The organism is Colwellia sp. MB3u-8 (genome assembly GCF_014076985.1).
Taxonomy (GTDB): domain Bacteria; phylum Pseudomonadota; class Gammaproteobacteria; order Enterobacterales; family Alteromonadaceae; genus Cognaticolwellia.
Genome location: NZ_JACGVA010000070.1, coordinates 15,117 through 40,716, shown reverse-complemented (window position 1 = coordinate 40,716; position 25,600 = coordinate 15,117). Strand labels below are relative to the sequence as shown.

Below are 25,600 nucleotides of genomic sequence, written 5' to 3'. Positions count from 1 at the left end.
AGTTTTTGCTGAGCTTGTAATTTTTAACAACGTGCACTGGTCTGGTAAATAATATTATGATCTTAACCGCAAAGTTTTTCGTATTGTAAATTTAATTTAAATTACCTTTAAATTACGATAAAACCATAAAGGAATACAAATGATGCATAACCTCATCACCTCAAGCCTTACTGCTTTTTTTCTCATGGCAAGCGCAGTGGCAACGTCGACTGCAGTTGCCAATGACAAAAAAATTGAAGCAAATGATCTCGTTGAAATATTCGAAAAGCTAGGTGGCAAACATCCAGGCTATAGAAAAGCACATGCTAAAGGTCTATGTGCCTCTGGTACTTTTGTACCCGCGCCCAATAAGCACTTTACCGGAGCCGCCTTGTTATCGAACGGTGAACTGCCGGTATCTATGCGTTTTTCAGTAGGCGGTGCTAGCCCAAGTAGTGATGAGAAAGCCGCTGGTACGCGTGGTATGGGCATGCAAATTCAACTACCTGATGGCGCTTTGCACACTTTTACCGGTAACAACTTCCCCGTATTTGCCGGCAAAAATCCAGAAATTTTTCATGGTTTTTTATCGACTTTACTGCCTGATGAAAATGGTAAATCTGACCCCGCTAAAACCATGGCATTTGTTGAGCAGCACCCAAGCTTACAAGCTCACGTTATGTGGAATAAAAACGCTAAAACAGCCGCGTCATTCGCCAATACTGAGTTTTTTGGTTTGCATACCTTTTACTTTGACCAAGCCAATGAACAACAAACTAAGTTTCGCTGGAATGTTAAGCCAAGCTTAGGGGTAAAAACACTAGAAAAATCTGAGGCTGATAGCATGCCGACTGAGTTTTTAGCTGATACTTTTGCGCAACAACTTAAAGATGAAACCGTTAGTTTTAGTATTATGGCGAGCTTAGGTGAAGCACAAGATAGCGACATTGACCCCTCACAACAGTGGCCTAGTGAACGCCCTCAAGTGAGCCTGGGTACGGTAACCGTTAAAACAAGTGGTGGCGATACCTGTAATAATACTAACTTTGATCCTAATGTGATGTCGGCAGGCTTTACACCCAGTGCTGACCCTATATTAAGAATGCGCTCGCCTGCTTACGCTATCTCTTTTGGTAAAAGATTGAGTGGTCAATAAATAATTTTTTAAGTGTTAAAAGCGTTTATTACAAATCGCTGTACTGAAAAATGAATGAGGGGGTAGTTTATGCTACCCCTTTACTCTTGAAACTTAATAATCAAGAGCAAAGGATGATAGCCGCTTTTAGCTAAATTAAAAGCAAGCTATATAAAAGTAAAATGTATCTTTTAAAATTGAGTGAGAATTGAGTGAAAATTGAGCGGAAATTAAAAGTGACTTAATCAATTTAACTCGCACTTAACATTATATTTCAATAAGAATGCTACATTTACATATAACTACAGGTTATTACAAAATATAAAATAATGCTTTTATATTATATGAGATAATCATATTAATGACTGAGATCTACATCTAGTGACCTATTAACGTGACGTATGAAATAGGTCACTAGATAAATGAATAAGGAAACAATAACGTGTCTACACCTACACTTTTTTCAACGACAACATTCGCTAAAAAGCCCCTAAAAAATCGTTTCGTTCTTGCCCCGTTAACCCGCGGTCGTGCAGGTCCAACTCGCGTCCCTAATGAATTAATGGCAGAGTATTATCAGCAGCGCAGTACGGCTGGCTTAGTAATTGCTGAAGCGACCGCTATATCTGAAGAAGGCAATGGTTGGGTAAACTCACCCGGTATTTATAGCCAAGAAATGGTCGAGGGTTGGCAGACAATTACTGAGCGTGTACATCAGCAAGGCAGTCAAATTATTCTTCAACTTTGGCATACCGGACGAGCATCTCATAGTGACTTTCATGACGGTGAATTGCCGCTATCCGCTTCAGCAGTAAAAATTAATGGCGATCAAATTCATACCCCTGAAGCTAAAAAAGACTATGAAGTGCCACGCGCTATGACAGTGCAAGATATCAAAAGAACAGTGGAAGACTTTCGCAAAGCCGCTGAGAATGCAAAGGCAGCAGGCTTTGATGGCGTTGAAGTTCATGCCGCTAACGGCTATCTCATTAATCAGTTTCTTGATGCTAGTACCAATCAGCGTGACGATGAGTATGGCGGTAGCATTGAAAATCGTACGCGCTTTTTAAACGAAATACTTGAAGCGGTATTAACGGTATGGCCTGCGGAAAATGTGGGTAGCAGAATTTCGCCCAATGGCGTATTCAATGATATGGGCTGTGATGACTACAGAGCATTATATACTCATGTTATGCAGCGTTTTACTCATTACCAGCTTGGTTTTGTGCATATTATGGATGGCTTAGCTTTTGGTTTTCACGAACGTGGCGAGCCAATGACCCTAGAAGATTTCAGAAGTTTATATCATGGCCTTATTATAGGGAATTGTGGCTATGACCAGGCAAAAGCTGAAGCGGTAATTGGTTCAGACAAAGCGGATCTGGTAGCTTTTGGTCGCCCCTATATTGCTAACCCAGACTTACCTCAGCGTATGCTTAATAACTGGCCATTGGCGCCATCTGACGATGCGAGTGATTGGTATGGTGGCGGCGCTAAAGGTTATACTGATTATCAAACCTACAAGTCAGCTTAGGTTTACAACATAATCGCAGGGACAAAGTTGCAGATTGTAGACCTGTCCCTGTTGATACTGCTTAGGCGCTACATCATTAATAAAGTCTAAGGGGTAAATTATTTGTGTGGTATTTGTCCTTTAAGGTAACAAATACCACCTTTACTACTGAGCCCATTGCGACAAAAGTAATAATATAACTAGTGCCACATACGTACAATGCAGGAATAAGCCCTAATGAGTCAGAGCGAAAGTACTGACTAAACTACAAAACTGTGGCCAGTTTTACTTGACCACTACAATCTCTCCTGAAAGCTCATTGCTGGTGGCATTTTATCTTGTAAGACAAAAGAACGCATCAAACAGAAGCTAATGTGCTCTACCGATATGATGAAATGGATTGGTTTTTGATGCCTAACGCTCAATTAGCCCCGCTGAATTGCTTGTATGCATTGTACAGCCAAGAGCAAACATTAATGAAATTTTCTAATAAAAAGCTCAAACTCATCAATAGGCACAGGTTTACTAAATAAATACCCCTGAAAGTAAGTGCATCCATTAGTAAGTAAGCGCTGTTTCTGCCCTTCTGTTTCAACACCTTCAGCAATGACACTTACATCTAGGCTATGTGCCATAGCAATAATGGTGCGAATAATGACTTCATCCTGGATGTCAGTGACAATATCACGTACAAATGATTGATCAATTTTAAGTTGATAAATGCGTAATTTTTTTAGGTATTGTAATGATGAATAGCCCGTACCAAAGTCATCTAATGAGATTTTAATGCCCATTTCACTCAGAGTATTTATAGTATCAATGATTCTTTCAATGTTATCTACAAACATACTCTCGGTCAATTCCAGCTTAAGCCTAGTCGGATTAATGCCATAACGCTGCACTGTTGCATGCACTTGCGCTACAAATCCTATTTGAAATAATTGTTTAGCACTCACATTGATTGACAAGGTGAGTTGATGTGTCAGTGGGTCTTGCTCCCATAGTTTCAATTGTGCACAGGCAGTTTCTAGCACCCATTGGCCAATGGCGATAATGAGTCCTGTTTCTTCGGCTACTGGAATAAAGTGTAAAGGAGAAATTATGCCGTTTTTGGGATGCGGCCAGCGAATTAAGGCTTCTGCACCAAAGGGACGCCCTGTGCTGTCAACTTGTACTTGATAGTGTAATTGGAAATGCTCTTCCTCAATGGCTCTGCCTAGCTCGTTTTCAAGATTAACACGAGCCGTAATCATCTCTTGCATCGTTGAGCTAAAGAAGCTCAACGTATTACGGCCTTTGCTCTTAGATTGATACATGGCAATGCCTGCCTGCTTTAATAGTTCATTTGCCGCGAGTTCATGACCCATGAACAGTGTAGCCCCTATGCTAGTGGTATTTTGGTAGGAGTGTTCGTTCAGTTGATAGGTTTTGTTAAGCGTAAGGAATATTTTTTCTGCGACATGGTTGATTTTAACCGCAGCTTCGATGGCACTCGCGCTTAAGTTTTCTAGCACTATGACAAACTCATCACCTCCTATACGAGCAATAGTATCTTCTTCACGTATACAGGCAATTAGTCGTTGCGCTACCTGTTGCAGTAACAAATCACCAACATCATGTCCAAGCGTATCATTGAGGTTTTTGAAGTGGTCTAAGTCGAGAAACAATAGTGCACCACTTTCACCACTACGCGCACTGAAGGCTAACGCATGATTAAGCCTATCGAATAATAAGCTGCGGTTAGCTAGCTCCGTCAGCACATCATAATGAGCTAGCTTCAAGGCTAGGCTCTTATTCTCATCGTTTTGCAAGCTCAGTGATTTATTAGCAATATCGAGTTCAGCCGAACGTTTTGCTTTTTTATCATTTTGAAAGCTTAGTTCTTTAAAGCTCAGTTTTCTATTGGCGTTAAATAGTTCAGTCGGACATTTTTCTTTTTCATCATGTTGAAAGTTCAATTTTTTACCCGCGATAACTAGTCTAGCCACAAGCTTTGCTTTTTCATCATGTTGAAAGCTCAGTTCTTTATTGGCGATAACTAGTTCAGCCACAAGCTTTGCATTTTCATCATGTTGAAAAATAAGTTCTTTATTGGCGATAACCAGTTCATCGGCACGCTTTGCTTTTTCATCATGTTGAAAAATCAGTTCTTTGTTGGCGATAACCAGTTCATCGGCACGCTTTGCTTTTTCATCGTGTTGAAAGCTCAGTTCTTTATTGGCGACAACCAGTTCAGCGGCACACTTTTTTTCTTTGTTTTTTTGAGTCACTTTGTATTACTCACTTTACTGACTTAAGTCAGTAATATTTTTTTTGTCTTACCTTTTTATATATTTACACTAACAACGTTCATAGGGATTTTCAATGTCAAAAAAAAGCAAGGATCTAGCCTTGTAAAACTGGGGTCAGGGTCAACTTTAAAACTGGGGTCAGGGTCAACTTAAGTCTAGTCTTTAGCATTTGATTAATTTAGAAGCTAAAAATTGAACGACTTAGTGTTGAGTTATTAGGCTAACTAATGCCACATTCCGGACGTTTTTATGAATGAAAAATCGACCTCAAAACAGTCAGCAAAGATACGATAGCGGACGTTCCCAGCAGATGTGAATATGTGGCTTTTGATGATGGATTTTTGCCAGTAAGTCGTTCAGCCTGAGTGTGAACAATGCCACCAAAGCAGTCACTCGACAAAAATATTTTTTTGGTTTAAAAAGAAGAATTACACTCAAGTAGTGCTAATTATTTAACGATATTAGCCAGAAGTATTTACCTATCTATTTTAACAAAGGATACTTAATCCTATGGTGATGCTTTACAGGTATTTCTTATGGTAAATGAGTTAACAAACTCCAACCTATTGGATGAATCATTTAGTTGGTTATGCAAACAACGCAAACACTTCCCTGCTAATAGTGATGTGTGGCATTGTCGATTTCATTGGCAAAGTATCAAAGCCAAATTAATACATGATTTATCAACGAATCGTTTCATTTTTCAACCACTACAAAAGGTAACAAAAGCTTCAGGTGAAGTTATTCACTTATGGACATCAATCGATAGTGTGGTATTGAAATTGTTATCATTGGTGTTATCACATTATTTACCGTCATCTAAGCTGTGTACACACTTAAAAGGGCATGGTGGTAGTAAACAAACAGTAACTTCAATACAAGCTGAAATACCGAATAATACCTTTGTATTTAGAACGGATGTTAAATCGTATTATGAGTCCATCAATCACGAAATATTGTTAGACAAGTTATCGGTTTACATTAAAGATAAAATGGTGATGAACTTATTATCACAATACTTAAAAAGAAGTGTTGAATCAGGTGGTTTATTTAAAGATATAAAACAAGGTATATCATCAGGTTGTCCGTTAAGCCCTTTGATATCGAATTTTTACCTTTATGAGTTAGATAAATAAATGGAAGATAAACCTGTTTTCTATCGACGTTACATGGATGACATTATTGTATTATCACCAACAAGGTGGAAATTACGTAAAGCCATAAAAACGGTCAACCGACATTTTGAAATACTAAAGTTAAAACAACACCCTGATAAAACTGATATTGGTAGAATTAGCCATGGTTTTGATTTTTTAGGTTATCAATTTGGGCAAGAAAAAATAACGGTTTCAATACGAACAATACAAAATCACATACGTCGAATAACGCAGCTTTATGAGCAAAAAAAGCATCTACCAAACTGGAAGATGCTTATTGATGATTATCGACAACATTGGGTTACATGGGTTTATTCAGGCATACCGTCGTCGATAATTAATTTCGATACTGAATCAGTAGAATTAAGATTGTTTCTTAAATCGACGTGATGCTAAACCAATCATTCCTAATGCAAAAATCGCAAGTGTCGATGGTTCCGGGACATCAGTAGCCTGGGCAAAAGTGACCGTCTCTAACTCAAGGAGTTTGAACTGGCTTAACCCAGCACCGCCTAAAATGTTTACGTTCCCGTTGTAGTAGGCTGACGCGTTATTTGCGTAACCGGCGCTATGAGTACCTGCACCATTAACACCGATAGCATGAGCGTATCCGCCCGTCAAATTGTGTCCGCCCCCGAATGTAGGAAAATATGAGTCTAACGTTACTATGGCTACGTTAGCATTTAGGGTGTTGACTAACTGGCGGGAGTTGTTGGTTAGGTTGAATATAAATGCATTATCCGTTTTGCTATATGTCCCGTCCGCGTCCCAGGCGATGTCGGTGTATCCTCCTAACAATGAAACGACGCCAGTTGTGTCTATAACTTTCATTATTGATACCGTGTCGAGTACGCCATCCACGCCATCATGCCACTGTTGGGGCGTAGCTCCTGTCGTACCGTACCAAATGCTATCCCAATCCAGATCACCTTGACCTAACCATGACTCTAGCTGTGTAGCGCCAGCATCATCTAGCAAAACGCTACTTGCATCTATAATACCAGAGTGTGCCGGGAAACTGCCGACGGCTATCGCTAGGCTAGCCAGCGCTACATTTAAAAATTTAAATTTCATTTGTGTTCCTTATATCCCTTTCCATAATTTTGGTAGGTAATCGTTGTTAAAGTAATTTATGAATCCCCGCACATTAATACAAAAATCATGCCAAACTTAAAATATCAAACAATTTCAATGTGATGATAATTTAAAAATTTTAAATTATGTAAAACTGTAAAATAACCTGACACCAAACAACTCATCAATCAGCTGAATTGATGGCATAATATTAACAAACTGTAACTTAAATTGGTTTTAGTATATAAACATAATTAGATGATTAAATTCCATCTTCAACATAGCAACAAGAATTATAATTATTAACTTTAAGCCACCTAAAATAGCCACTTCAGTAGTGTAATTGATTAAAACTAAGTGGTGCTAATTGTTGTATTTCATCACTTCAACACTGCTACAGAACAATATATTCAATAGCTTTCCACCACCTACAAAAGGACTTGTAATCAGTTGGCTTAAAATGTCATTCGTTGCTATCACTACAAACACAAGATATTGATTTTAATTAATAAATCATATGCTCTTATATTAATGATTTTCGAATAGCACAAGGTAATAAAATTTAATATATGCGTACTGACGGAGTTTTATCCGTTGTTAGGGGAAGTTAAATATTGTCAAAGTGATCTTTGACTTATAACTGTAACTTTAGCTTGATTGTTAACATCTAAAATTTGAATTCCACAGTCGGCTTTGAGCTTAAACCCGACCCACAAATGAGCAAGGAATTTCAGTTAGTATTGCCATAATTATGGTCAAGGATACACAAAAGCTAATGACCGCTTATGGCTATCAGTTGTCGTAATACCCTATGACCGCTTTGGTGGCTTTATTGCCAGTCGATAGGGCACTGGTTAAGAAATGAAATCAGCGTCTCTTGCAAGCTCTTTGCAGTCGTTCGCAGTAAAATGATATCTGACTCAACCAAGCTAATATCGTGCAGTCAACATTATTACTGACATGCCATCAAACGCCTACCTTTAGCCAAATTAAGGAGTGTCAGGTTTTTTTACACACAATAACGCCCTGTAAAAGTTGAAATTCCCTTCAGCCCAGTGTTTACTGGTTTTTTATCCCAATGCATGTGTCCATTTATTTTACATATCCATATATCTGGAAAATCAAAAAACTCGCTAAAACATTGTATTAGAAGATCGACTTTCTGCCCCGGCTCCTATGGCAAGTACCAGAGGCAGGGCACTAAAAACCGTGGTAAAACCGGTCATGACTATCGGCCGAAAACGCTGAGTAGATGCTTTACGCAAGGCCACCTGAAACGCATAACAAAGCGCCAGCAAGTCCTATCAACATCAAACCTAAGCCATTAGCTCAAATATCCATGACTGCTTACCTAATTAATTGCTATTTTTCAAAAGATTAGTGTCAGAAACTTTTACAAACTTAAAAACATTAAAATTACTGATTTTTTAAGTTATTGAAATAATATAATATTATATTTTTGGCATGGTAAATGCTTTATCATGGTACATGCTTTATATTATTTATTTGATGACGCATCAAATTAGCAATTACCCAAGCGTACAAATATACGAAGGAATTAAAGGGAGTATCAAATGAAAAATATATTTTTAACCGGCGGTTTACTTTTGGTCATGTCCACTAGTGCCGCGGCAACTTTTATAACACCAGACAGTGTTTTTTCATCTAACAGCGCTAGCAATACTGCAAATGTACTAATTGAAAATGCATTAGATGCGACCTATTTAGCACCTATGCCGGGAAGTGGGGGGTACGGAACATCCACCTATGCCAACCAGTCATTTAATACATGGACGTTTGATTTCAATACTGCTACTAATCTCGATACCGCTTATATTTGGGATTACTATGGCCATAGTCCAACGGAATGGAGCCTAAGTTTTTTTAATGCAGCTAGTGGTGGTGGTAGCACATTGTCTTCACATAATTTTTCCATGCCAAATCCAGCCCCGGACGCTCACGACAGTGATCTATACACAATCAATTTCGCGCCTGTAGCCGACGTGATGTCCGTCACCCTAACAAATACAAATACTTCTGTACGAGGAGGCGTCGGCCTTGCTGAAGTTCACTTTGGTGGAGAGGCTGCGACGCACGTACCCGAACCATCAACCCTTGCTATCTTTGCATTAGGTTTAATGGGTCTAGCATCACGTCGCTTTAAGAAACAAGCTTAAGTAATAGGTGCGTTTCACTGTCTATATCCAGTCTGGACGACCGTATGCCTGAATAAAAACATGTAACCAACCTTGTCGATAATCATCAATAACCGGCGATAAGGGGCAGCCTCTGGATATACCGCATGGTATAGACTTAAACGTACGGCCCCTTTCAACGCTGCGTTTCACAACCTGCACTAAAAAGCGCCAGATAGACGGGTCGGCCATGTCTTTATCAAGCGGCCTGAGCAATATTGTATGGTCAATGGTCTCATAGTAGCCCTTCACATCAGTTTTCATCACGTCGTGATAATCCGCCATGGCCTTTGATATGTGTACAGTGCGGGGATAATGCCAATGCATCGGCTAAGGCCATGGCTAACATCTTTAATACCAGGGCATCTTGTGATGACCACACATGAATACTTTCACCATCGGCTTTAGTCACCACGCTCAGTGGCAGAAAGGTGTAATTCTGCTTGTTGAGTTTTTTTAGCAGTTCCTGTCGAATCCTGTGCCAATGAAAACGCAGATGCCAGATGTCTGCATTGGCGGGAAAATTAACCCGCTGCTTACACAACCATGAGTAGGCTGTATTGAGTGTGGTTGAGTTAAAGATAGCGTTAAGGTTTAGTGCCAACAAAGGGTGTTAAGTCTTGTCTTTTGCCATTGAAATGATTCTGCTCACGCCAGTGTAGCTTAAACACACATCACCTAAAACTGAGAGAAAAAGCCTACGTTCTGCATCTTCTTCATAGATATATTCTTAACGATCACCACGCGAAGTGACGTGGTAAAGCGCGCCTGTGTATTCCATTCTTAATGGTCTAGACATTTCAAACTCCTTTTGAAATTTGTTTGGCCTAACTTATGCGCTTCATCATAGAGGCAAAAGGCAAGACCTGACACTCTATTTTGACACTCTATTTGATGTGATGTGTATTTCTTTGAGTTTCCATGTGCTGAATAGTATTTACTGGGGTGGCCCCGACATTTACGCTACGCTAGTTAAATTTCTCTTTTGATGTTTCATTTTCTAGTGTTTTCCCAGTATGCCATATATTTTTCTATTAATTTACCTACCGTACCATCTTCTTTTAGCTCAGCAAGCCTTTTATTGAAATATACTATATGATTGATAAATTTAGATTTATTTGAAAAGGCTTGATAAGCGGCAGGAGTAATTACAGGTTTTGGCAAGTATTCAATTTCATTTTGGAGTCCCATTTCTATCATTTGGGTTCTTCCAGAATATAATCCGAGAATTACATATTCAAGACGGTCTAAAACAATCATTTTTAGAGCTTGCCTAATTTCTGTAACTTGATAAACCTTAAGGTTATCTTCTGCATATAAGTCAAATTCCTTTCCAAAAGAGTCACCTATAATTGCTCCACCTTGTTTACCCACAAGATCTTTCCATTCAGTAAATGAAAATGATTTTCCTTTTTTAACAAATATAACAACTGGATCTAAGGTATATGATTCATTGGGATATATGAGATATTTAAGGCGTTCGTCATTCTTATATATACCTAAAATCAAATCAACCCCCCCAGTTTTAGCAACTTTCTGAAGACGCTTCCATGGGCCGACAGCTATTGAATTTACTTTTATCCCTAGCTCTCCAAATATGATAGAAGTTAGCTCTGCACTTACCCCTATAATCTTATCCCCCTCTTTCCACATAAATGGAGGATATTGATTATGCCCTGATGCTATCAGAACTTCCCCTGAATATGCTGAAGTTGATAACACCATCATAATGGTTAGAATTAACGAAAATATTGTCTTTTCCATATGTCCTTAATAAAAAATAACCAATAAAAACTCACTGAATCAGCACCTTATGAAACCATCTTAATTTAATTCATCTAAACATTGAGGAAAGGTTAGCAACAACGTCCAAATAATAGCAGGAAAAATTTGAGACTAAGTGAAACCTAGCCAACTGTCACTCCTACCTTATTTACTTTCACTTAACTGACCTTAGTATCAAGATGTTACCATGTTTATTTTTTAAACAACAGAAGTAGAATTCTTCCCCACGTTACTCACTTAACTTAAAACTCTGAGCCTTAAAACCAAAATAAACTGGAACAACTAATTGCTAAAAGTGAAAATAGGCTTGAAAAAAATAATAGATAATTTGAAAGAAACACCATTATCCAAACCAAAAAATCATCTTAACTCTAAACGTTCAGTTGAGCGCCGAACTTGCAAGGAAATTTTGCCAAATTAGTGTCGTTTATTTGGGTCAAGATCACTGTCGTAAGAGCTGTCGTTTAAGAAACAAATGCTAAGCTAACGTCCGCTCAAGTATCTAAACTGCCTTTAGCAGGGATGAATTTGGTTCACAAAGAACGACCGTTTTATGGCAATTGTTAGCCTTACTTCTTAGTGGTCAATGGTCATTATTAGTGACCCCCTTCATTTACAGTAAAGAACTTTATTGCTCGGCTATTGGCACAGAGTTATTAACTAACGGGATTGGTAAATAACTCTGTGCCAATGTAGCTTAATCAGCTAGTGTCATGAGAACACCAATAAAGACTGTAAATCTACAATTTTAATAACGGCAAACCATATAATATGGTGAAATATTAGGTTAATTTGTTGTGGTTTCCCATAATGACAGTGTTACTTGAGCCAAGTGCATAGGCATGTAACTTTATTTATATTGCCTATGGAGTAGTTGCTACTCAATGTGGCTTTAGCAAAGATACAGTAAACAACTTTATTGTTCTCCTACACTAATGCTCACTAGGATAAGGTTGATTTGAGTTTTGGTATTGAATATGTGCCAACGACATGTGCAACCGCTTTTTCATCACCTTCAGAATATAAAGAAACTTCACCAACGATTAGTGACTTCCCCACTTTTAACAGAGTACATTTAGCAATAATATCTTTCGTTGATGAGGGCTTTCTCATAAAGTTAATTGTCAGACTGGTGGTAACCGCAAGTGCAACTATGCCTATTTCACCTAGAATAGCGACGTATAAAGCACAATCAGCAACCGTCATTAAAACCGGGCCAGATACAGTACCACCTGGCCTTAATTCATCAAATCCAACCCTGTGTCTTACCCTTGCTGACTGTGCGCCAACAGCTTCAACAGTGCACTTAGCCTGAGGAAAGTCTGTTTTCATAAAATTTTCAATTTCTTGCTTAGTTGCCAAAATAGTTCTCCAAAATAGTGCTTCAAAAAAGCCCAGACAAGGGCGAATAATAGCTTAACGTGTCAAGCCTAGTGTGTGCCTACGCCTTGAAATAATTTCGCTTTATTGTCTTATTAGCGGTAACTAATAATAGCCAGCAACAATAAACAATAAACAATAACAATAGACAGTAAACATTTTAAGGACGCTTAAGTTCTATAGTTTTAGCTGTTAAGCTAAAGTGATTTCCACCCATTTTACCAACAGAATCAATTAATTCTTGCTTTATATTGCCGTCTTCATATAAGTCATCTCTGACATAAACGCACTTTACATCCAAAAGAATAACCGTGCCACCCGTCGGCAAATCACTGATCGGAATTATTTCTCTTAAGGTACACTCGTAACGTATGGGTGAGTCTTTCACTGAGCGCGGCATTACTTGCTCACTAGCGCAGCGCTCAACGTTAGCGAAATCGAATTCACTTTCATCTTTATCAAGACTGGCACTGGTCAGGTTCATTTTTTCTAATAAAGCGGAGTTAACTATATTGACCACACATTCGCCGGTTGCCATTAAGTTTTGCAAGGTATCTTTTTCAATACCACTGCGCTGCGTTACCTGGGTATAAAGCAGCACAGGAGGATTACAGCTGGCAACAGTGAAAAATGAATAAGGGGCTAAATTATCAATACCCTCGGGTGAACGGGTGCTAATCCATGCAATGGGTCTGGGCGTTACGCCGCCATTGAGGAGACGATATTTTTCTTGGTTTTCTAATACTGAGACATCAAAAATCATTGGTTACTCCATCTCCTAGTGTTCAAGTTTAACAGCAGATACTCTAGGCTTTCTTTACCGCTAATACGCTGTTTTCCCGCTAAAAAAAATAAGTGACTATGATAAATTAAGGCTATAAATTTCAACAAGAAATTACAATAAGAAATGACTAAAGGTTTTGCAGCGCTACCGCTAGCAAAACCTTTAGCAAACTTATTGCTGTTTTACTTTAACTGCTTAAGCTAGTCACGTTGGTACAAAGCCTCAATCGTACTTGATTCTATCGTGTGTATATTTATCATGTAGCCTGCTAATGCACCAGAAGCGTTTTCTGGTAAGTCAATTTTCGCTAGCGAAAGTGCATGTATTGTAAAGCGGTAGTGATGTAAACCGTCGCCTTTAGGCGGGCAAGCGCCACTAAAAGCGGCAATACTGAAATCATTTTCTATTTGAGTACTACCTTTAAGGGCACTATTTTTTTTATTCGCTGCCCCCCTGGGTATTTCCAACACAGTCAGCGGAATATTTATTACCTGCCAATGCCACCAACCACTACCTGACGCTGTATCAGGATCATAAGCGGTAATGGCAAAACTTTTTGTGCCTTCGGGCGCGCCAGACCATTTAAGGTGTGGCGACAGATCGTCTCCTGAACAACTATAGCCTTTAAATTCATGTGTTTTAGCCATAAATTCTCCTTGCGCAATATCCTGACTAGATAATGTCAGCGGCGCTGAAAATGCCGTTGATGAAATGCTAAGTGATAAAACTGAAAAAAATTTAAGTGTATTAAACATAATAACCCTTTTTTATAGCTATGTAATTTGCTCGAAAACGCCACTTAAAGGCATTCGCCACTCTTTTACATCGACTTGATCTTGGCAGTACCTACATGGATCTAGGTCCTTATTTTTTGTCTGCAACAAAAAAATGCCCCTATATCCTATACATAAAAAATCCGATGATTAACCTCATCGGATTTTTCTCCTTAGTCCATAAAGCCAGCATTAAGCCTTTACGACTAAAATGCCTGAGTGCCTATAGCTTTATACTGTCTTTAAAGATTATTCAGCAAATTTATGCACAACACTTAATTTAAAAGTACGACCTAAAGGATTATGTGTGAACGGGTCATAGTTTAAATCTAAACGAGCAAAAGAAGGCTCTTCATCCGTTAAGTTACTCACGGTTAAGTTCAATTTGGTCTGATCTTCATTAAAGCGATAGTTATAACTTAAATCAAACTGTACCTGGCTATCAATGACTTGACCTCGAGTGTTAGTGGTAAATAACTCCTCTCGTTCATCTTTATAATCACCAACATAATAAGTAGATAAGCTAACATTGTGATTATCAAAATCAAAACTATTGATCATAGTCGCTTTATACTTGGGTATTGGACGATTCGAGTTAGTCTTGTTCAGGAAACCAGCCGCGTCAAAAGTTTCAGACAAACCATCGCCACTGACTTCGTATTCAGCCGTATAGGTTCCATTCATGTTTAAGGTCCAGTAGTCGGTAACATTTAACCGTAATTGCACATCAACACCACTGGTTTTAACATCAGAACCATTGATTATATTAGTTTCAATTCGCTCTACTGTCTTTGCGTTACCAGGCTCTGTCCATCGCACTTGGTCAACATAAGGTTGCTTACCGGCAACGGCAGCTGATAATACCGCATTATAATTTTCAACAATAATGGGGTCGCTTAGATCAAATGACCAAAAATCAACTGTTGCGAATAAACGGTCGCCCCAAAATTCACCAATAATGCCAAAGTTTAACGCAACCGCTGATTCAGGCGCCAAAGCATTATTACCTTGAGTATCTACGGCTTTAAAAGCACCTGCAGCCCCCACATAAGAAAGAGTTGTATTAGTCCCTTCTAATTGATTTAGTGTTGGTCCTCTAAAAGTAGTACTAGCAGAGCCACGTAATGAAAAATTATCATTTATGGTATATTGCGCTGATACTTTTGGATCTATGGTATTACCGACTTCTCCGCCGTAATCCTCATATCGCAAAGCAACTTGCATATTTAAATCGTCTGATACCGGTAACGCAAGCTCACCAAATACGGCAAAAATACTTTGAGATGAATCTTGATTTAGCTCACCACTACGAAAATGAAAAACACCAGTAGGGTTTGCACAATCTGTTTCTCCAAGCACTGGACATGGATTTATGGCTAAATTACCTAAGTCATTAACTTCATTAGTAAAAGACTCATTTCGATACTGAGCGCCTACGGCAAACTCAACAATGCCACCATCCAATTCAAAACCTGTGTCTCCCGACACTAAGCCATCAAGCACAAATAATTCTGTGGCTTTTTGTGAAGTTCTTGTGCCTGAAACATAATCTAATACTTCTTGAGAGTTGGCTAATGCCGGATTGAAATTTGGATTAGTGACGCCATTAGAAGCCGATGTTTCAATGCCGTTAGAAAATGGATTAAAGTATAAACAGCCATTGGCACCTGGCACACCTGCTTCCATATCACAATTATCGCCGCCATAACCTAATAACGCATTCTTTAATGGCACAATTAATGTGTCTGGGTTACTGACATAATCAAGTTTTGAATTTGAATAAGCAAAACTAGTTTCCCAGTTATAGCCATTATCAAATTTACCTTCTAGATCTGCAGCAATACGGTAAGTTTTATAGTCTAGACCACCTTCACTTGAGGGTCCCTCAACACCTACAGTACGACCAATATAAGCGACACGGTCTAACGACGGATGAGGAGCACTAGCAAATTCTGGATTGCCAGCCACTAATGCTTGCCATGCAGGATGATAAGTCGGTACATAACGGTCGGAAAAATCAACAAGCTTTTGTGGTGGATACGAAGGTGAGCCATAAGTGGTAGGCACCTCAGTCTCTGAATATAACACTTCAACATGCAGATTAACGCCACTTTTAAAGTCGTGACTTAATTCGCTAAATACTTTCAGATGTGTATCACCATCATTCAAAGCTGAATAGGGACTATATTGGAATTTACATACACCCGCGATAGTTCCCCCTAATGATTCACAGCCAGGATCCATCAAGTATTTAGGTTGTGAATTATCACCGAGCCAAGCCGCATTAAATATCGATGGTGGATTACCGATTGATGACCAACCCCCTTGTGGGTTAGTGGCAAAGTCTTGTACCGCCCAATCTTTATCTCTGGTGTTGATGGTATTGGTTTTATCATAGCTAACAGAAGTTACCCAATGCGTATCATCATTGCCTAGTCCCCAAATGAAACCTAAGCCGTAATCACCGTCACTATCTTGTAAGCTTTTATAGTCAGCTTTTATTTCTAGGCCTTCGAAATCACTTCGGGTTGAAAAGTTAACTACACCTGCAATGGCATCAGAGCCATATATAGCTGCTGCACCTTCTTTTAACATGTCGACTCGTTTAACCGCCATAGAAGGAATGTCTTGGGTGTTAACATAAAACATTTGTTGATCAACAATAGCGTAAGGGTTGAAGGTATGTCTTTTGCCGTTAATTAACACTAAGGTACGGCCTGCTCCTAGTCCTCTTAAATTGATATTGGAAGTCCCTTCAGTACCATTAGAACCATATTGATTTGAATTACCTTGAATACCAGAGCTAATTGACAATTTCTGAGTCAATTCAACAATAGAGGGAGAGCCAATTTTTTCTAAATCAGCTCGACTAATCGTTTGCACAGGTGCTGAGGTTTCTAGTGCCGAACCTTTTAAATGAGAACCTATCACTTGGATTTTCTCAATATCTTTTTTGTTTATCTCTTTTACTTCTTCGGCATACAAAGCACTACTTGCCATGATTCCAAGCGCTGCGCTAATCGCGATGGTTATGGAGTTTCGTTTTAGTCTGGTATTTTTCATTTGTTTCCCCTGTTATTCATTTTATTTTATTTTATTGTGATTATAATATTTTCAATTAATGACTGTTTTTCTCCAACAGCTATTAATTTTTCTGCTTACTGCACTAAATTACCCTTAAGGTTTTACTTGCATCGTCATGATAATTCAGCCATTCAATCGTTATAAAGACTCAGTAAAAAAGCCTAAAAAACACTGCCTTCAAAAATCGATTTAAGTGATACTAATTCTGCGTAGCGGAATATGCAAGCACTTTATTTAGCCATTGGTTCCACTAATTTCAATTTAACCTAACATTAACAAAAATAATATAAAGCTAAAAATAAAACTAATATTATCTAGTAAGAGAATATCTAGTAAGAGAATATTTAGTCAGCGAATATAATGTGATTAGCTGCAATTACACCTTGATATTTATTTAACCCTATGTTCCACTGTGCGGAACCCAGAGCTTTTACAATAGAGATTAAAAAATGATTCGAGATCAAGAAATGTTGGATCAGTTTCTAAACAGTATTTCAAAATTCGTTAGAGAGCGGTTAGTTCCTGCGGAAAATGAAGTGGCAGAAAACGATGCTATTCCAGATGATATTGTTCAAGAAATGAAAGCCATGGGTTTGTTTGGTATGACAATCCCAGAAGAATATGATGGTTTAGGTCTAACAATGGAGGAAGAAGCGCTGGTCGCTATTGAGTTAGGTCGAACATCACCTGCTTTTCGCTCCCTCATTGGTACTAATAACGGTATTGGCTCGGCCGCTATTGTGTTTGATGGCACTGAAAAACAAAAACAAAGCTATTTACCTAAGTATGCCTCAGGTGAAATTATTGGTGCTTTTTGTTTAACTGAACCCGATGTTGGCTCTGACGCCTCTGCCGTGCAAACAACGGCAATAAAGCAAGGCGATGAGTATATTATTAATGGTACCAAGCGTTATATTACTAACGCGCCAAGAGCTGGAACCTTTACCGTGATGGCTCGCACCGAGCCATCGATTAAAGGCGCTAAAGGAATATCAGCTTTTATAGTAGACGCGTCGACTCCTGGTATTACCCTTGGGCCTAAAGATAAAAAAATGGGTCAGCAAGGTTCTCATACCTGTGATGTTATTTTTGAGAATTGCCGTGTCCCGGCCGAAAATATTATTGGTGGTGTTGCCGGCAAAGGCTTTATAACATCAATGAAAGTATTAGACAGAGGTCGCCTGCATATTTCAGCATTAAGTGTCGGTATTGCCGAGCGATTAATTGACGATGCCTTAAGATACGCTATAGATAGAACGCAATTTGGTAAACCTATTGCTGAGCACCAAATGATTCAAGTGATGTTAGCAGACAGTAAGGCTGAAGCTTACGCGGCTAAATGCATGGTACTTGATGCCGCAAGACAAAAAGATTTAGGCAAAAAAATAACCACAGAAGCTTCTTGTTGTAAGTTATTTGCCACAGAAATGGTGGGAAGAGTCGCTGACAAAGCGGTACAAATTCACGGCGGTGCTGGCTATATTTCAGAATACGCCGTAGAAAGACTTTATCGTGACGTCAGATTATTTCGATTATACGAAGGCACGACACAGATCCAACAAATGATAATTGCCAAAAATATGATCAAAGACATTCAATAAATTAAGACCAACGAAGGATTTGCACCATGAATTTAAACTTTACCGCCCAAGAAAAAGACTTTCAACAAGAAGTGCAGCAATTTTTGCAAGAAAAATTACCGAAAGATATCGCTGAAAAAACCAAAAACGCATTACATTTATCTAAAGATGAATGTAATCAGTGGCAAAAAATACTCTACAAACAAGGCTGGGCGGGTGTTAATTGGCCAGTTGAGCATGGTGGAACGGGTTGGACACCGACGCAAAAATATATTTTTGCTAATGAATGTGCCAAAGCCGGTGGCCCCGACGTGATCCCTTTTGGTCTAAAAATGGTAGCCCCTGTTATTTATACCTTTGGTAATGAAGAACAAAAGCAACGTTTTTTACCTGACGTATTAGCCAGCAATGTTTGGTGGTGTCAGGGTTATTCAGAACCAGGTGCAGGCTCTGATCTGGCATCGGTTAGAACAACAGCGGTAAAAGAAGGCGATGAATATGTTGTCAACGGCACCAAAACATGGACAACCTTAGGCCAACATGCCGATTGGATATTCTGTTTAGTCAGAACCGGTGAGCCGAGCGTTAAAAACCAAGAAGCCATCAGTTTCCTATTAATTAACATGAACGACCCTAAAATAACGGTATCACCCATTATTACCATTGATGGTCGACATGAAGTTAATGAGGTTCATTTTGATAATGCCCGTGTGCCTGCGATTAATCTTATTGGTGAAGAAGGTCAAGGTTGGACCTACGCTAAAGTGCTATTAACCCATGAGCGAACCGGTATCGCTCGCGTTGCTATCTCTAAAGATCGCCTCGTACAATTAAAAGCATTAGCCCATACATCGCCTGATGGCGATAATAAGTTAATGGAAGACGCTATTTTTGCGCAAAAAGTGGCACAAGTAGAAATTGATTTATTAGCCTTAGAATATACTGAATTACGCACACTTTCTGCTATCAGCACAGGCCAAGCGCCAGGACCAGAGTCTTCCATTTTAAAAATTGTTGGGACACAAATTATCCAAGCCATTGACGAATTGTATGTTGAAGCCGCTGGATATTACGCAATGCCATTTGTTCCTCATCAGTTTTATGATGACTTTGACGGACAAAGCATTGGCCCTGATATGGCAACGAACAGTGCATTACGTTACTTTAATAATCGCAAAGCTTCCATATATGGCGGTAGTAACGAAATTCAAACTAACATTATTAGCAAAGCCGTTTTAGGCCTTTAAATTAGCATTAGGAGTTTACTATGGACTTTTCGTTAAACAACGAACAACAAATGATTCAAGATAGTGTATCAAAGTTTATTCTCAACGATTACGACTTTGATACGCGTCGAAAAATACTGGCATCGAAGACAGGTTTTAGTCAAGAAAATTGGCATTTATTTGCTGAACTTGGTTGGTTAATGCTGCCATTTACCGAAGAAGACGGCGGTTTAGGCGGCTCTATGGTCGACCTTATGTTGGTCATGGAAGAGTTTGGCAAAGGCATGGTCGTTGAACCTTTCCTTGCAACGGCGGTTATCTCTGGTGGTTTAATTGCCTTAGCCGGTGATAAAGCGCAAAAAGACGATTACTTACCCAGAATAATGGCAGGTGAGCTGCAAATGGCTTTTGCCTATGCCGAGCCACAAAGTCGTTATCAATTAAACAACGTCAAATGTCGTGCTATCGAAAACCAGGGTGAATTTGTTATTACCGGTCAAAAGTCGGTGGTGTTAAATGGTCATCATGCTGATACCTTAATTGTTGCCGCGCGTACTTCTGGTGTAACAAATGACGACAATGGCATCAGCTTATTCCTAGTTAACGCTAATCACCCGAGCGTGAAACGTGAAGGTTATGCCAATGTTGACGGCCATCAAGCGGCTGACATTTGGTTCGACAATACCCCTACCCTAGGATTGTTAGGTGAGCTAGATAATGCCTTGCCTGCCATGAATAATATTATTGATAAAGCGACATTAGCGATTTGCGCCGAAGCCGTTGGCGCGATGGAAATCGCCCATCAGCGTACCTTAGAATATGCTAAAACACGTAAACAGTTTGGCCGCACGATTGGCTCTTTCCAAGCTATTCAGCACCGTTTAGTTAATATGTTTATCGAGCATCAACAGGCTAAATCTATACTGTTAATGGCGGTATTAAAAATGGACAGTAATAATGGCAGTGATGCAAAAGCATTGTCAGCGGCAAAAAGTCGTATTGGCAAAGCAGCGAACTTAGTCGGTCGTGAAGCAATACAACTGCACGGTGCTATAGGCATGACTGATGAGCTTGATGTGGGTCATATCTTTAAACGTTTAACCACCATTCAATTTTTGTTTGGTAGCACTGATGCTCATACCAAGCGCTTTGCCGCTTTGTAACGCTTAGTCGTTAGCATTTGTCGTTACCATCGTTGTTAGCGATTAACTCAGCCGCTCATTATCTCTTAACGATTAGCGCTATAAAAATGCCTTGAATTGATTACATCCAATTCAAGGCATTTTTTTTCATCTCAGCGTAGCTATACCCATCTCACTAATTATCTGATCATTTTTACTGGTTAAAACAACCCACTACTGCGTTATTTATTTAATAATTAGAACAACTAGTTATTAAATAAATGCCTTATATTTGGCCATTTTTCCTGCGCATAAAGTAGACCATCTAATTAATGAAATTGGTATGACTAAATTCGCCAACAAGATTTATCTGCACCACAACTCAGGCAGAGGAAAACAGGGGCTAAATACCCGCTCAAAATCGAATTTCCTTTGCTTTACTTAGGTTAGGTTAGGTCAGATTAGATTAGATTTTATTTATCCTGTATAAAAGCTAAACATTGCGCGTTGTTACCTTGAAAAATAACTCGGTCAGCTTTTAATCCTAACTGGTATTGGTACATAGGATCATAATACTCACTAAGCAAAGGTTTTAACCAATCTAAGTGATACGCTAGTTGACCCTTTTGCTGCTGAGATAAGGCCGTACTCTGTATTTGCTTTAATTGACCATAACGTTCTGTACCTAGGCGTTTACGTACTTTAAATAAACCTTGCTCTATATACTCACTAAAGGCCATAAAACCTTGTTCTTCACCATAGGCGAGTTGGTATTGGGCGGTCATTTTGATGATATATTCTTGATATATCTGCTCAAGTCGATAATCTAAACTTTCTTCAATCACCACCACTGGTGCTAAGGTCATCGCTTGGCGTAAACTTTCGGGTAAATGTACACTACCAATTAATCGGCCTTCATCTTCCAAGACTAACCTTTGCGTTAAAGAAAACTTACCTTGGATGTATTGTTCAGCCAATTTATTTTCAAAATTGATTTGATTGGCTTGCGCGGTCACAAAACCGCCAAAACTTGAGCCTCGATGACCGGCTGCGCCTTCTAAATCTAAACTGTTCGTACAATGGGCCAAAAAAGGCGTTTTTCCACTACCGGTATTACCCGCTAAAATCGTTAAGGGATGTAAGGCAAGTTGCTCCAATTCGTTCAGTAAAAACTGACGCAGTGCTTTGTAGCCTCCGGTAATCAATGGGTAGTTAACCCCTGACTCTTTTAACCAGCCTTGCACCGTTTGTGAACGTAAGCCACCACGAAAGCAATATAAATAACCTTGTGGGTTTTCCTGAGCAAAGTTTTGCCAGTGTGCCAGTCGGCTTGCTTTGCTCTGTCCACAAACCAGGGCATTACCCAAAGTAATAGCGGCGGCTTGGCCTTTATTTTTATAACAAAGACCAACTTCAGCACGCTCATCATTATTCATTAGCGGATGATTAATCGACTGCCCAAAAGCGCCCTTTTCAAATTCAATCGGTGCGCGTACATCCATTAAAGGCAATTTATTAGCAATAATAGTGCGAAAATCAGCGCTATCGGCGCGCGCTGTTGCTGAACTCTTGATGGCCATTACACTAAGCTTACCGTGGGTGAAGTGGCGGTAACAACTTCGCCAATAGCTTGAAGGTTCAAACCATTTTCTTGACATAAGGCTTCAAAAGCTTGCTTGCCTGCTGGCTTGACGGCAACGAGTAACCCGCCACTGGTTTGAGGATCGCACAAGAGTATTTTCTGTTTTGGGCTTAACGGCCCAACATGTTCGCCATAACTGGTAAAGTTTCGTTCACAGCCACCCGGTACACAGCCTTGGTCGATGTAGTCATCAACAAAATCAAGACGGGGTACTCGCTCAAAATCAAGCACAGCCGAGACCTCACTGCCTTGACACATTTCCAAAAGATGCCCTAACAGCGCAAAACCTGTCACATCTGTCATGGCGGTCACTGTGTCTAGTGCTGCAAATTTTTGTCCAATCGTATTTAAAGTTTTCATCACTTGCGGCGCTATATCGGCATGTTCAGGTAACAATTTACCTTGTTTTTCCGCTGTGGTTAAAATACCAATACCCAAGGGTTTAGTTAAATATAAAAGGTCACCAACCTCGGCAGTATTGTTTCGCTTAATCTGCGCGTTATTAATCAGGCCAGTAACCGCCAAGCCAAAAATAGGCTCTGGCGCATCAATTGAATGACCGCCCGCTAACGGAATACCGGCTTCAGCACAAATAGCTCTAGCGCCATCAAGTACTTGTTGAGCGATTTCTGGTGCTAAAAGATTAACCGGCCAACCCAAAATAGCTATCGCCATCAGGGGTTTACCCCCCATGGCGTAAACATCGCTAATAGCGTTACAGGCAGAAATTTTACCAAAGTCGGTTGGGTCATCGACAATAGGCATAAAAAAATCTGTGGTGGAGATCACGGCTTGGTCATTGCCAATATCGAAAACGGCTGCATCATCTTTGGTGCTATTACCCACTAACAGTGCGTTATTCACCGGCAAAGTAAGTGATGATTTTAGCATCACGTCAAGTACCGATGGTGAAATTTTGCAGCCACAGCCTGCGCCGTGTGAGTATTGAGTCAAGCGAATTTTTGTCATGATGTCTCGTATGAAAGCGTAAGCAGGTGCCTAATTTACAGTAATACCTGCCCTGTTACACCTGCCGATTACTATTTATAACCTGCCGCTTAACTTGCAGACATACTTTTTTTAACTAATAGCGCCGCTATTTCATGCTGTGCATAGACAAACGAGCTAATGTTAATACCTGCCAATTCGCTTTTTTCTTCTAAGGTATTAACTTTCACTATTAAGTTTGCCTTAGGAGAGTAATTAAGCACAGCCTCACAAATAATTTGTTTGTTTCTCAAAGAATTAGCAGTAACAATAATACTACTGCTTTGCTCTACTTTTAATGACTCTAATACGGGCTTTTTGTCTAAGTGACCAAAATAGGCGTTATAACCACGCTTTCTTGCCAGTAATACATGTTGTAAATCATCAGAAATAATTAAAAAATCAACACCTTTACTGGTCAGTTCTTTCGCCACAATTCTGCCTAAAATAGCAAAACCACAAACAATGGTATGGTTGCTGGCATCTACCGCGGTTATTTTGTCTGCTTCAAAATATTCAACCACAAAAATGGCGGCTAACTTATAGATATTGCTGACCATAAAAGGCGTTAATATCATAGATAACACTGTGATCAATATTAAGAAACTGCCTAAATTTTCTGAGAGAATATTTTGACTGATCGCCAAGGCAAAAATAGCGAAAGAAAACTCGCCTACTTGGCACAAAGCGATAGCCGATTTTATCGACTCACTTTTATTCGCTTTTGCTCTCATGAGAAAATAAACGATAATAGCTTTTATTATCATCACTAAGGCTAATATACCCAGTACCCAGTGTAAGTTGCTGATAAAAAATAACACATCGATTTTTGTGCCAATAGAAAAGAAAAACGCCCCTAATAATAAATCTTTATATGACGATATATCTGATTCTACTTTTATGTGAAATTTAGTTTCTGCGATGATCATACCTGCAATAAATGCGCCTAAAGAATACGTAAAGCCCATTTCATGAGCAATCAGTGAAGTACCCAAAACGATGGTAAATACCGAACTTAAAAACAGCTCTTCCATGCGGGCATTTGCTGAGAAATGCAGTAACCAAGTAATGATTTTTTTGCCAATAGTGAACATGAAAATAATAATAAGGCTGGCATACAAAAGCGTTTTTAATAAAATATCAACCAGGGATAATTCATTATTGGATAAGAAGCCCATTAATAATAAAATAGGGATCACCGCCAAGTCTTGAAAAACTAAGATAGCAACTGACTTTTTACCATAAGGGGTAACAATGTCTTTTGATTTTTTTAAATAGGGTAATACGATGGCCGTTGAGGATAAGCTAAATGAGAGCGCAATAATTAATGACGATATGGGTTCAACATTAAAGCCATAAAAGGCAATGATAAAAATAATGATAGAGCTAAAAGCAACTTGTATAAAACCATTAAAAAATATCAGTTCTTTCATTTTACCTAGCTTAGAAAATGACATTTCCAAACCTATAGTAAACATAAGAAAAACAATACCAAACTCGCCAATCAACTCAAGAGAGTGAGGTGTGGTGCTGCCATTAAAATCAAAAAAATTACTGACAATAGTGCCAGTAATAATATAACCAATAATATGCGAAATTGAGAATTTAGTTAATACAATATTGATAACGCTCGCAAGCGCCAAGGATACAGCAATAATAACAAGTATAGAGTCCATCTAAGTCCTTAAATTAACCTGAATATTTATATCAGAAATTAAAAAATTTATCTAATAACTTCCATGCACATTACAGGCCACTAAAAAACAAAAGCAGCACACCAGCAATGCACCAAGTTATAAAATTAATTATTTAAATTCAATGAGTTAAAAATGAACAGCCCTAAGTCTATGTATTAAGTTTTTATCTGATGCTTACGCTTAATGCACGCGCACCA

18 protein-coding genes and 2 pseudogenes are annotated in these 25,600 nt (G+C 39.0%); 7 read left to right on the top strand and 13 right to left on the bottom strand.

The features are described 5' to 3' along the window. Nucleotides 1–139 precede the first annotated feature (139 nt). Both H4J54_RS15255 and H4J54_RS15250 read left to right on the top strand, forming a co-directional pair. Nucleotides 140–1,135, top strand: a complete 996-nt coding sequence (locus H4J54_RS15255) for a catalase family peroxidase (RefSeq protein ID WP_182191868.1) — start codon at nt 140–142, stop codon at nt 1,133–1,135. Nucleotides 1,136–1,556: 421 nt separating this feature from the next. Then, the gene (locus tag H4J54_RS15250; RefSeq protein WP_182191867.1) at nt 1,557–2,648 is read left to right on the top strand and encodes an alkene reductase; all 1,092 of its coding nucleotides are present in this window, start codon (nt 1,557–1,559) and stop codon (nt 2,646–2,648) included. 452 nt (nt 2,649–3,100) lie between these two features. On the opposite strand, the gene H4J54_RS15245 is transcribed toward H4J54_RS15250, so the two are convergent. Continuing rightward, nucleotides 3,101–4,897, bottom strand: a complete 1,797-nt coding sequence (locus H4J54_RS15245) for an EAL domain-containing protein (protein ID WP_182191866.1) — start codon at nt 4,895–4,897, stop codon at nt 3,101–3,103. Between the two features lie 557 nt (nt 4,898–5,454). On the opposite strand from H4J54_RS15245, the pseudogene H4J54_RS15240 reads away from it, so the two are divergent. Next, nucleotides 5,455–6,465: pseudogene (locus H4J54_RS15240) on the top strand (reverse transcriptase domain-containing protein). Here the strand turns inward: H4J54_RS15240 and H4J54_RS15235 are convergent. Both H4J54_RS15235 and H4J54_RS19815 read right to left on the bottom strand, forming a co-directional pair. Continuing rightward, nucleotides 6,439–7,149 (bottom strand): PEP_CTERM-anchored TLD domain-containing protein, encoded by a 711-nt coding sequence (locus H4J54_RS15235; protein ID WP_182191865.1) that lies wholly within the window; start codon nt 7,147–7,149, stop codon nt 6,439–6,441. The pseudogene H4J54_RS15240 and the gene H4J54_RS15235 sit on opposite strands and share 27 nt — an antisense overlap. Nucleotides 7,150–8,303: 1,154 nt before the next feature. Continuing rightward, a pseudogene (locus H4J54_RS19815) lies at nt 8,304–8,426 on the bottom strand (efflux RND transporter permease subunit); the annotation flags it as partial. A gap of 297 nt (nt 8,427–8,723) precedes the next feature. On the opposite strand from H4J54_RS19815, the gene H4J54_RS19555 reads away from it, so the two are divergent. Further along, on the top strand, nt 8,724–9,326 hold the full coding sequence (locus H4J54_RS19555; protein WP_259367153.1) for a PEP-CTERM sorting domain-containing protein: 603 nt from the start codon (nt 8,724–8,726) through the stop codon (nt 9,324–9,326). A gap of 21 nt (nt 9,327–9,347) precedes the next feature. Here H4J54_RS19555 and H4J54_RS15220 read toward each other — a convergent pair whose 3' ends face one another. The 7 genes from H4J54_RS15220 to H4J54_RS15190 all read right to left on the bottom strand — a co-directional run bounded on the left by H4J54_RS15220 (nt 9,348) and on the right by H4J54_RS15190 (nt 17,129). Next, nucleotides 9,348–9,596 carry a hypothetical protein gene (locus H4J54_RS15220; RefSeq protein ID WP_182191863.1) on the bottom strand — a complete coding sequence of 83 codons (249 nt, stop codon included), beginning with the start codon at nt 9,594–9,596 and terminating at the stop codon, nt 9,348–9,350. Between the two features lies 1 nt (nt 9,597). Continuing rightward, nucleotides 9,598–9,951: a hypothetical protein gene (locus tag H4J54_RS15215; RefSeq protein WP_182191862.1), complete on the bottom strand. Its 354-nt coding sequence runs from the start codon at nt 9,949–9,951 to the stop codon at nt 9,598–9,600. Between the two features lie 386 nt (nt 9,952–10,337). After that, the gene (locus H4J54_RS15210; protein ID WP_182191861.1) at nt 10,338–11,108 is read right to left on the bottom strand and encodes an ABC transporter substrate-binding protein; all 771 of its coding nucleotides are present in this window, start codon (nt 11,106–11,108) and stop codon (nt 10,338–10,340) included. 963 nt (nt 11,109–12,071) lie between these two features. Further along, entirely contained in the window at nt 12,072–12,491 is a 420-nt protein-coding gene (locus tag H4J54_RS15205) for a PaaI family thioesterase (protein ID WP_220464316.1), read from the bottom strand. A 178-nt stretch (nt 12,492–12,669) separates the two neighbouring features. Beyond that, a complete protein-coding gene (locus H4J54_RS15200) occupies nt 12,670–13,272 on the bottom strand; it encodes a flavin reductase family protein (RefSeq protein WP_182191860.1) in 603 nt (200 codons plus the stop codon). A 221-nt stretch (nt 13,273–13,493) separates the two neighbouring features. After that, a complete protein-coding gene (locus H4J54_RS15195; protein ID WP_182191859.1) occupies nt 13,494–14,048 on the bottom strand; it encodes a YbhB/YbcL family Raf kinase inhibitor-like protein in 555 nt (184 codons plus the stop codon). Nucleotides 14,049–14,315: 267 nt separating this feature from the next. Further along, nucleotides 14,316–17,129 carry a TonB-dependent receptor domain-containing protein gene (locus tag H4J54_RS15190; RefSeq protein WP_182191858.1) on the bottom strand — a complete coding sequence of 938 codons (2,814 nt, stop codon included), beginning with the start codon at nt 17,127–17,129 and terminating at the stop codon, nt 14,316–14,318. 470 nt (nt 17,130–17,599) lie between these two features. Between H4J54_RS15190 and H4J54_RS15185 the strand changes: the two genes are divergently transcribed. The 3 genes from H4J54_RS15185 to H4J54_RS15175 are packed head-to-tail and all read left to right on the top strand — an operon-like array spanning nt 17,600 to nt 21,119. Beyond that, nucleotides 17,600–18,751, top strand: coding sequence for an acyl-CoA dehydrogenase family protein (locus H4J54_RS15185; protein WP_182191857.1), 1,152 nt, complete (start codon nt 17,600–17,602; stop codon nt 18,749–18,751). Nucleotides 18,752–18,777: 26 nt separating this feature from the next. Beyond that, the gene (locus H4J54_RS15180) at nt 18,778–19,977 is read left to right on the top strand and encodes an acyl-CoA dehydrogenase family protein (RefSeq protein WP_182191856.1); all 1,200 of its coding nucleotides are present in this window, start codon (nt 18,778–18,780) and stop codon (nt 19,975–19,977) included. A 20-nt stretch (nt 19,978–19,997) separates the two neighbouring features. Next, nucleotides 19,998–21,119, top strand: coding sequence for an acyl-CoA dehydrogenase family protein (locus H4J54_RS15175; protein WP_182191855.1), 1,122 nt, complete (start codon nt 19,998–20,000; stop codon nt 21,117–21,119). 431 nt (nt 21,120–21,550) lie between these two features. Here the strand turns inward: H4J54_RS15175 and mnmH are convergent, their stop codons facing one another. The 3 genes from mnmH to H4J54_RS15160 form a co-directional block, all read right to left on the bottom strand. Further along, nucleotides 21,551–22,657 (bottom strand): tRNA 2-selenouridine(34) synthase MnmH, encoded by a 1,107-nt coding sequence (gene mnmH, locus H4J54_RS15170; RefSeq protein ID WP_182191854.1) that lies wholly within the window; start codon nt 22,655–22,657, stop codon nt 21,551–21,553. After that, entirely contained in the window at nt 22,657–23,691 is a 1,035-nt protein-coding gene (gene selD / locus H4J54_RS15165) for a selenide, water dikinase SelD (RefSeq protein WP_310650179.1), read from the bottom strand. The genes mnmH and selD overlap by 1 nt, the downstream gene beginning before the upstream one ends. A gap of 86 nt (nt 23,692–23,777) precedes the next feature. Next, nucleotides 23,778–25,382, bottom strand: coding sequence for a cation:proton antiporter (locus H4J54_RS15160; RefSeq protein WP_182191852.1), 1,605 nt, complete (start codon nt 25,380–25,382; stop codon nt 23,778–23,780). Between the last annotated feature and the right edge of the window lie 218 nt (nt 25,383–25,600).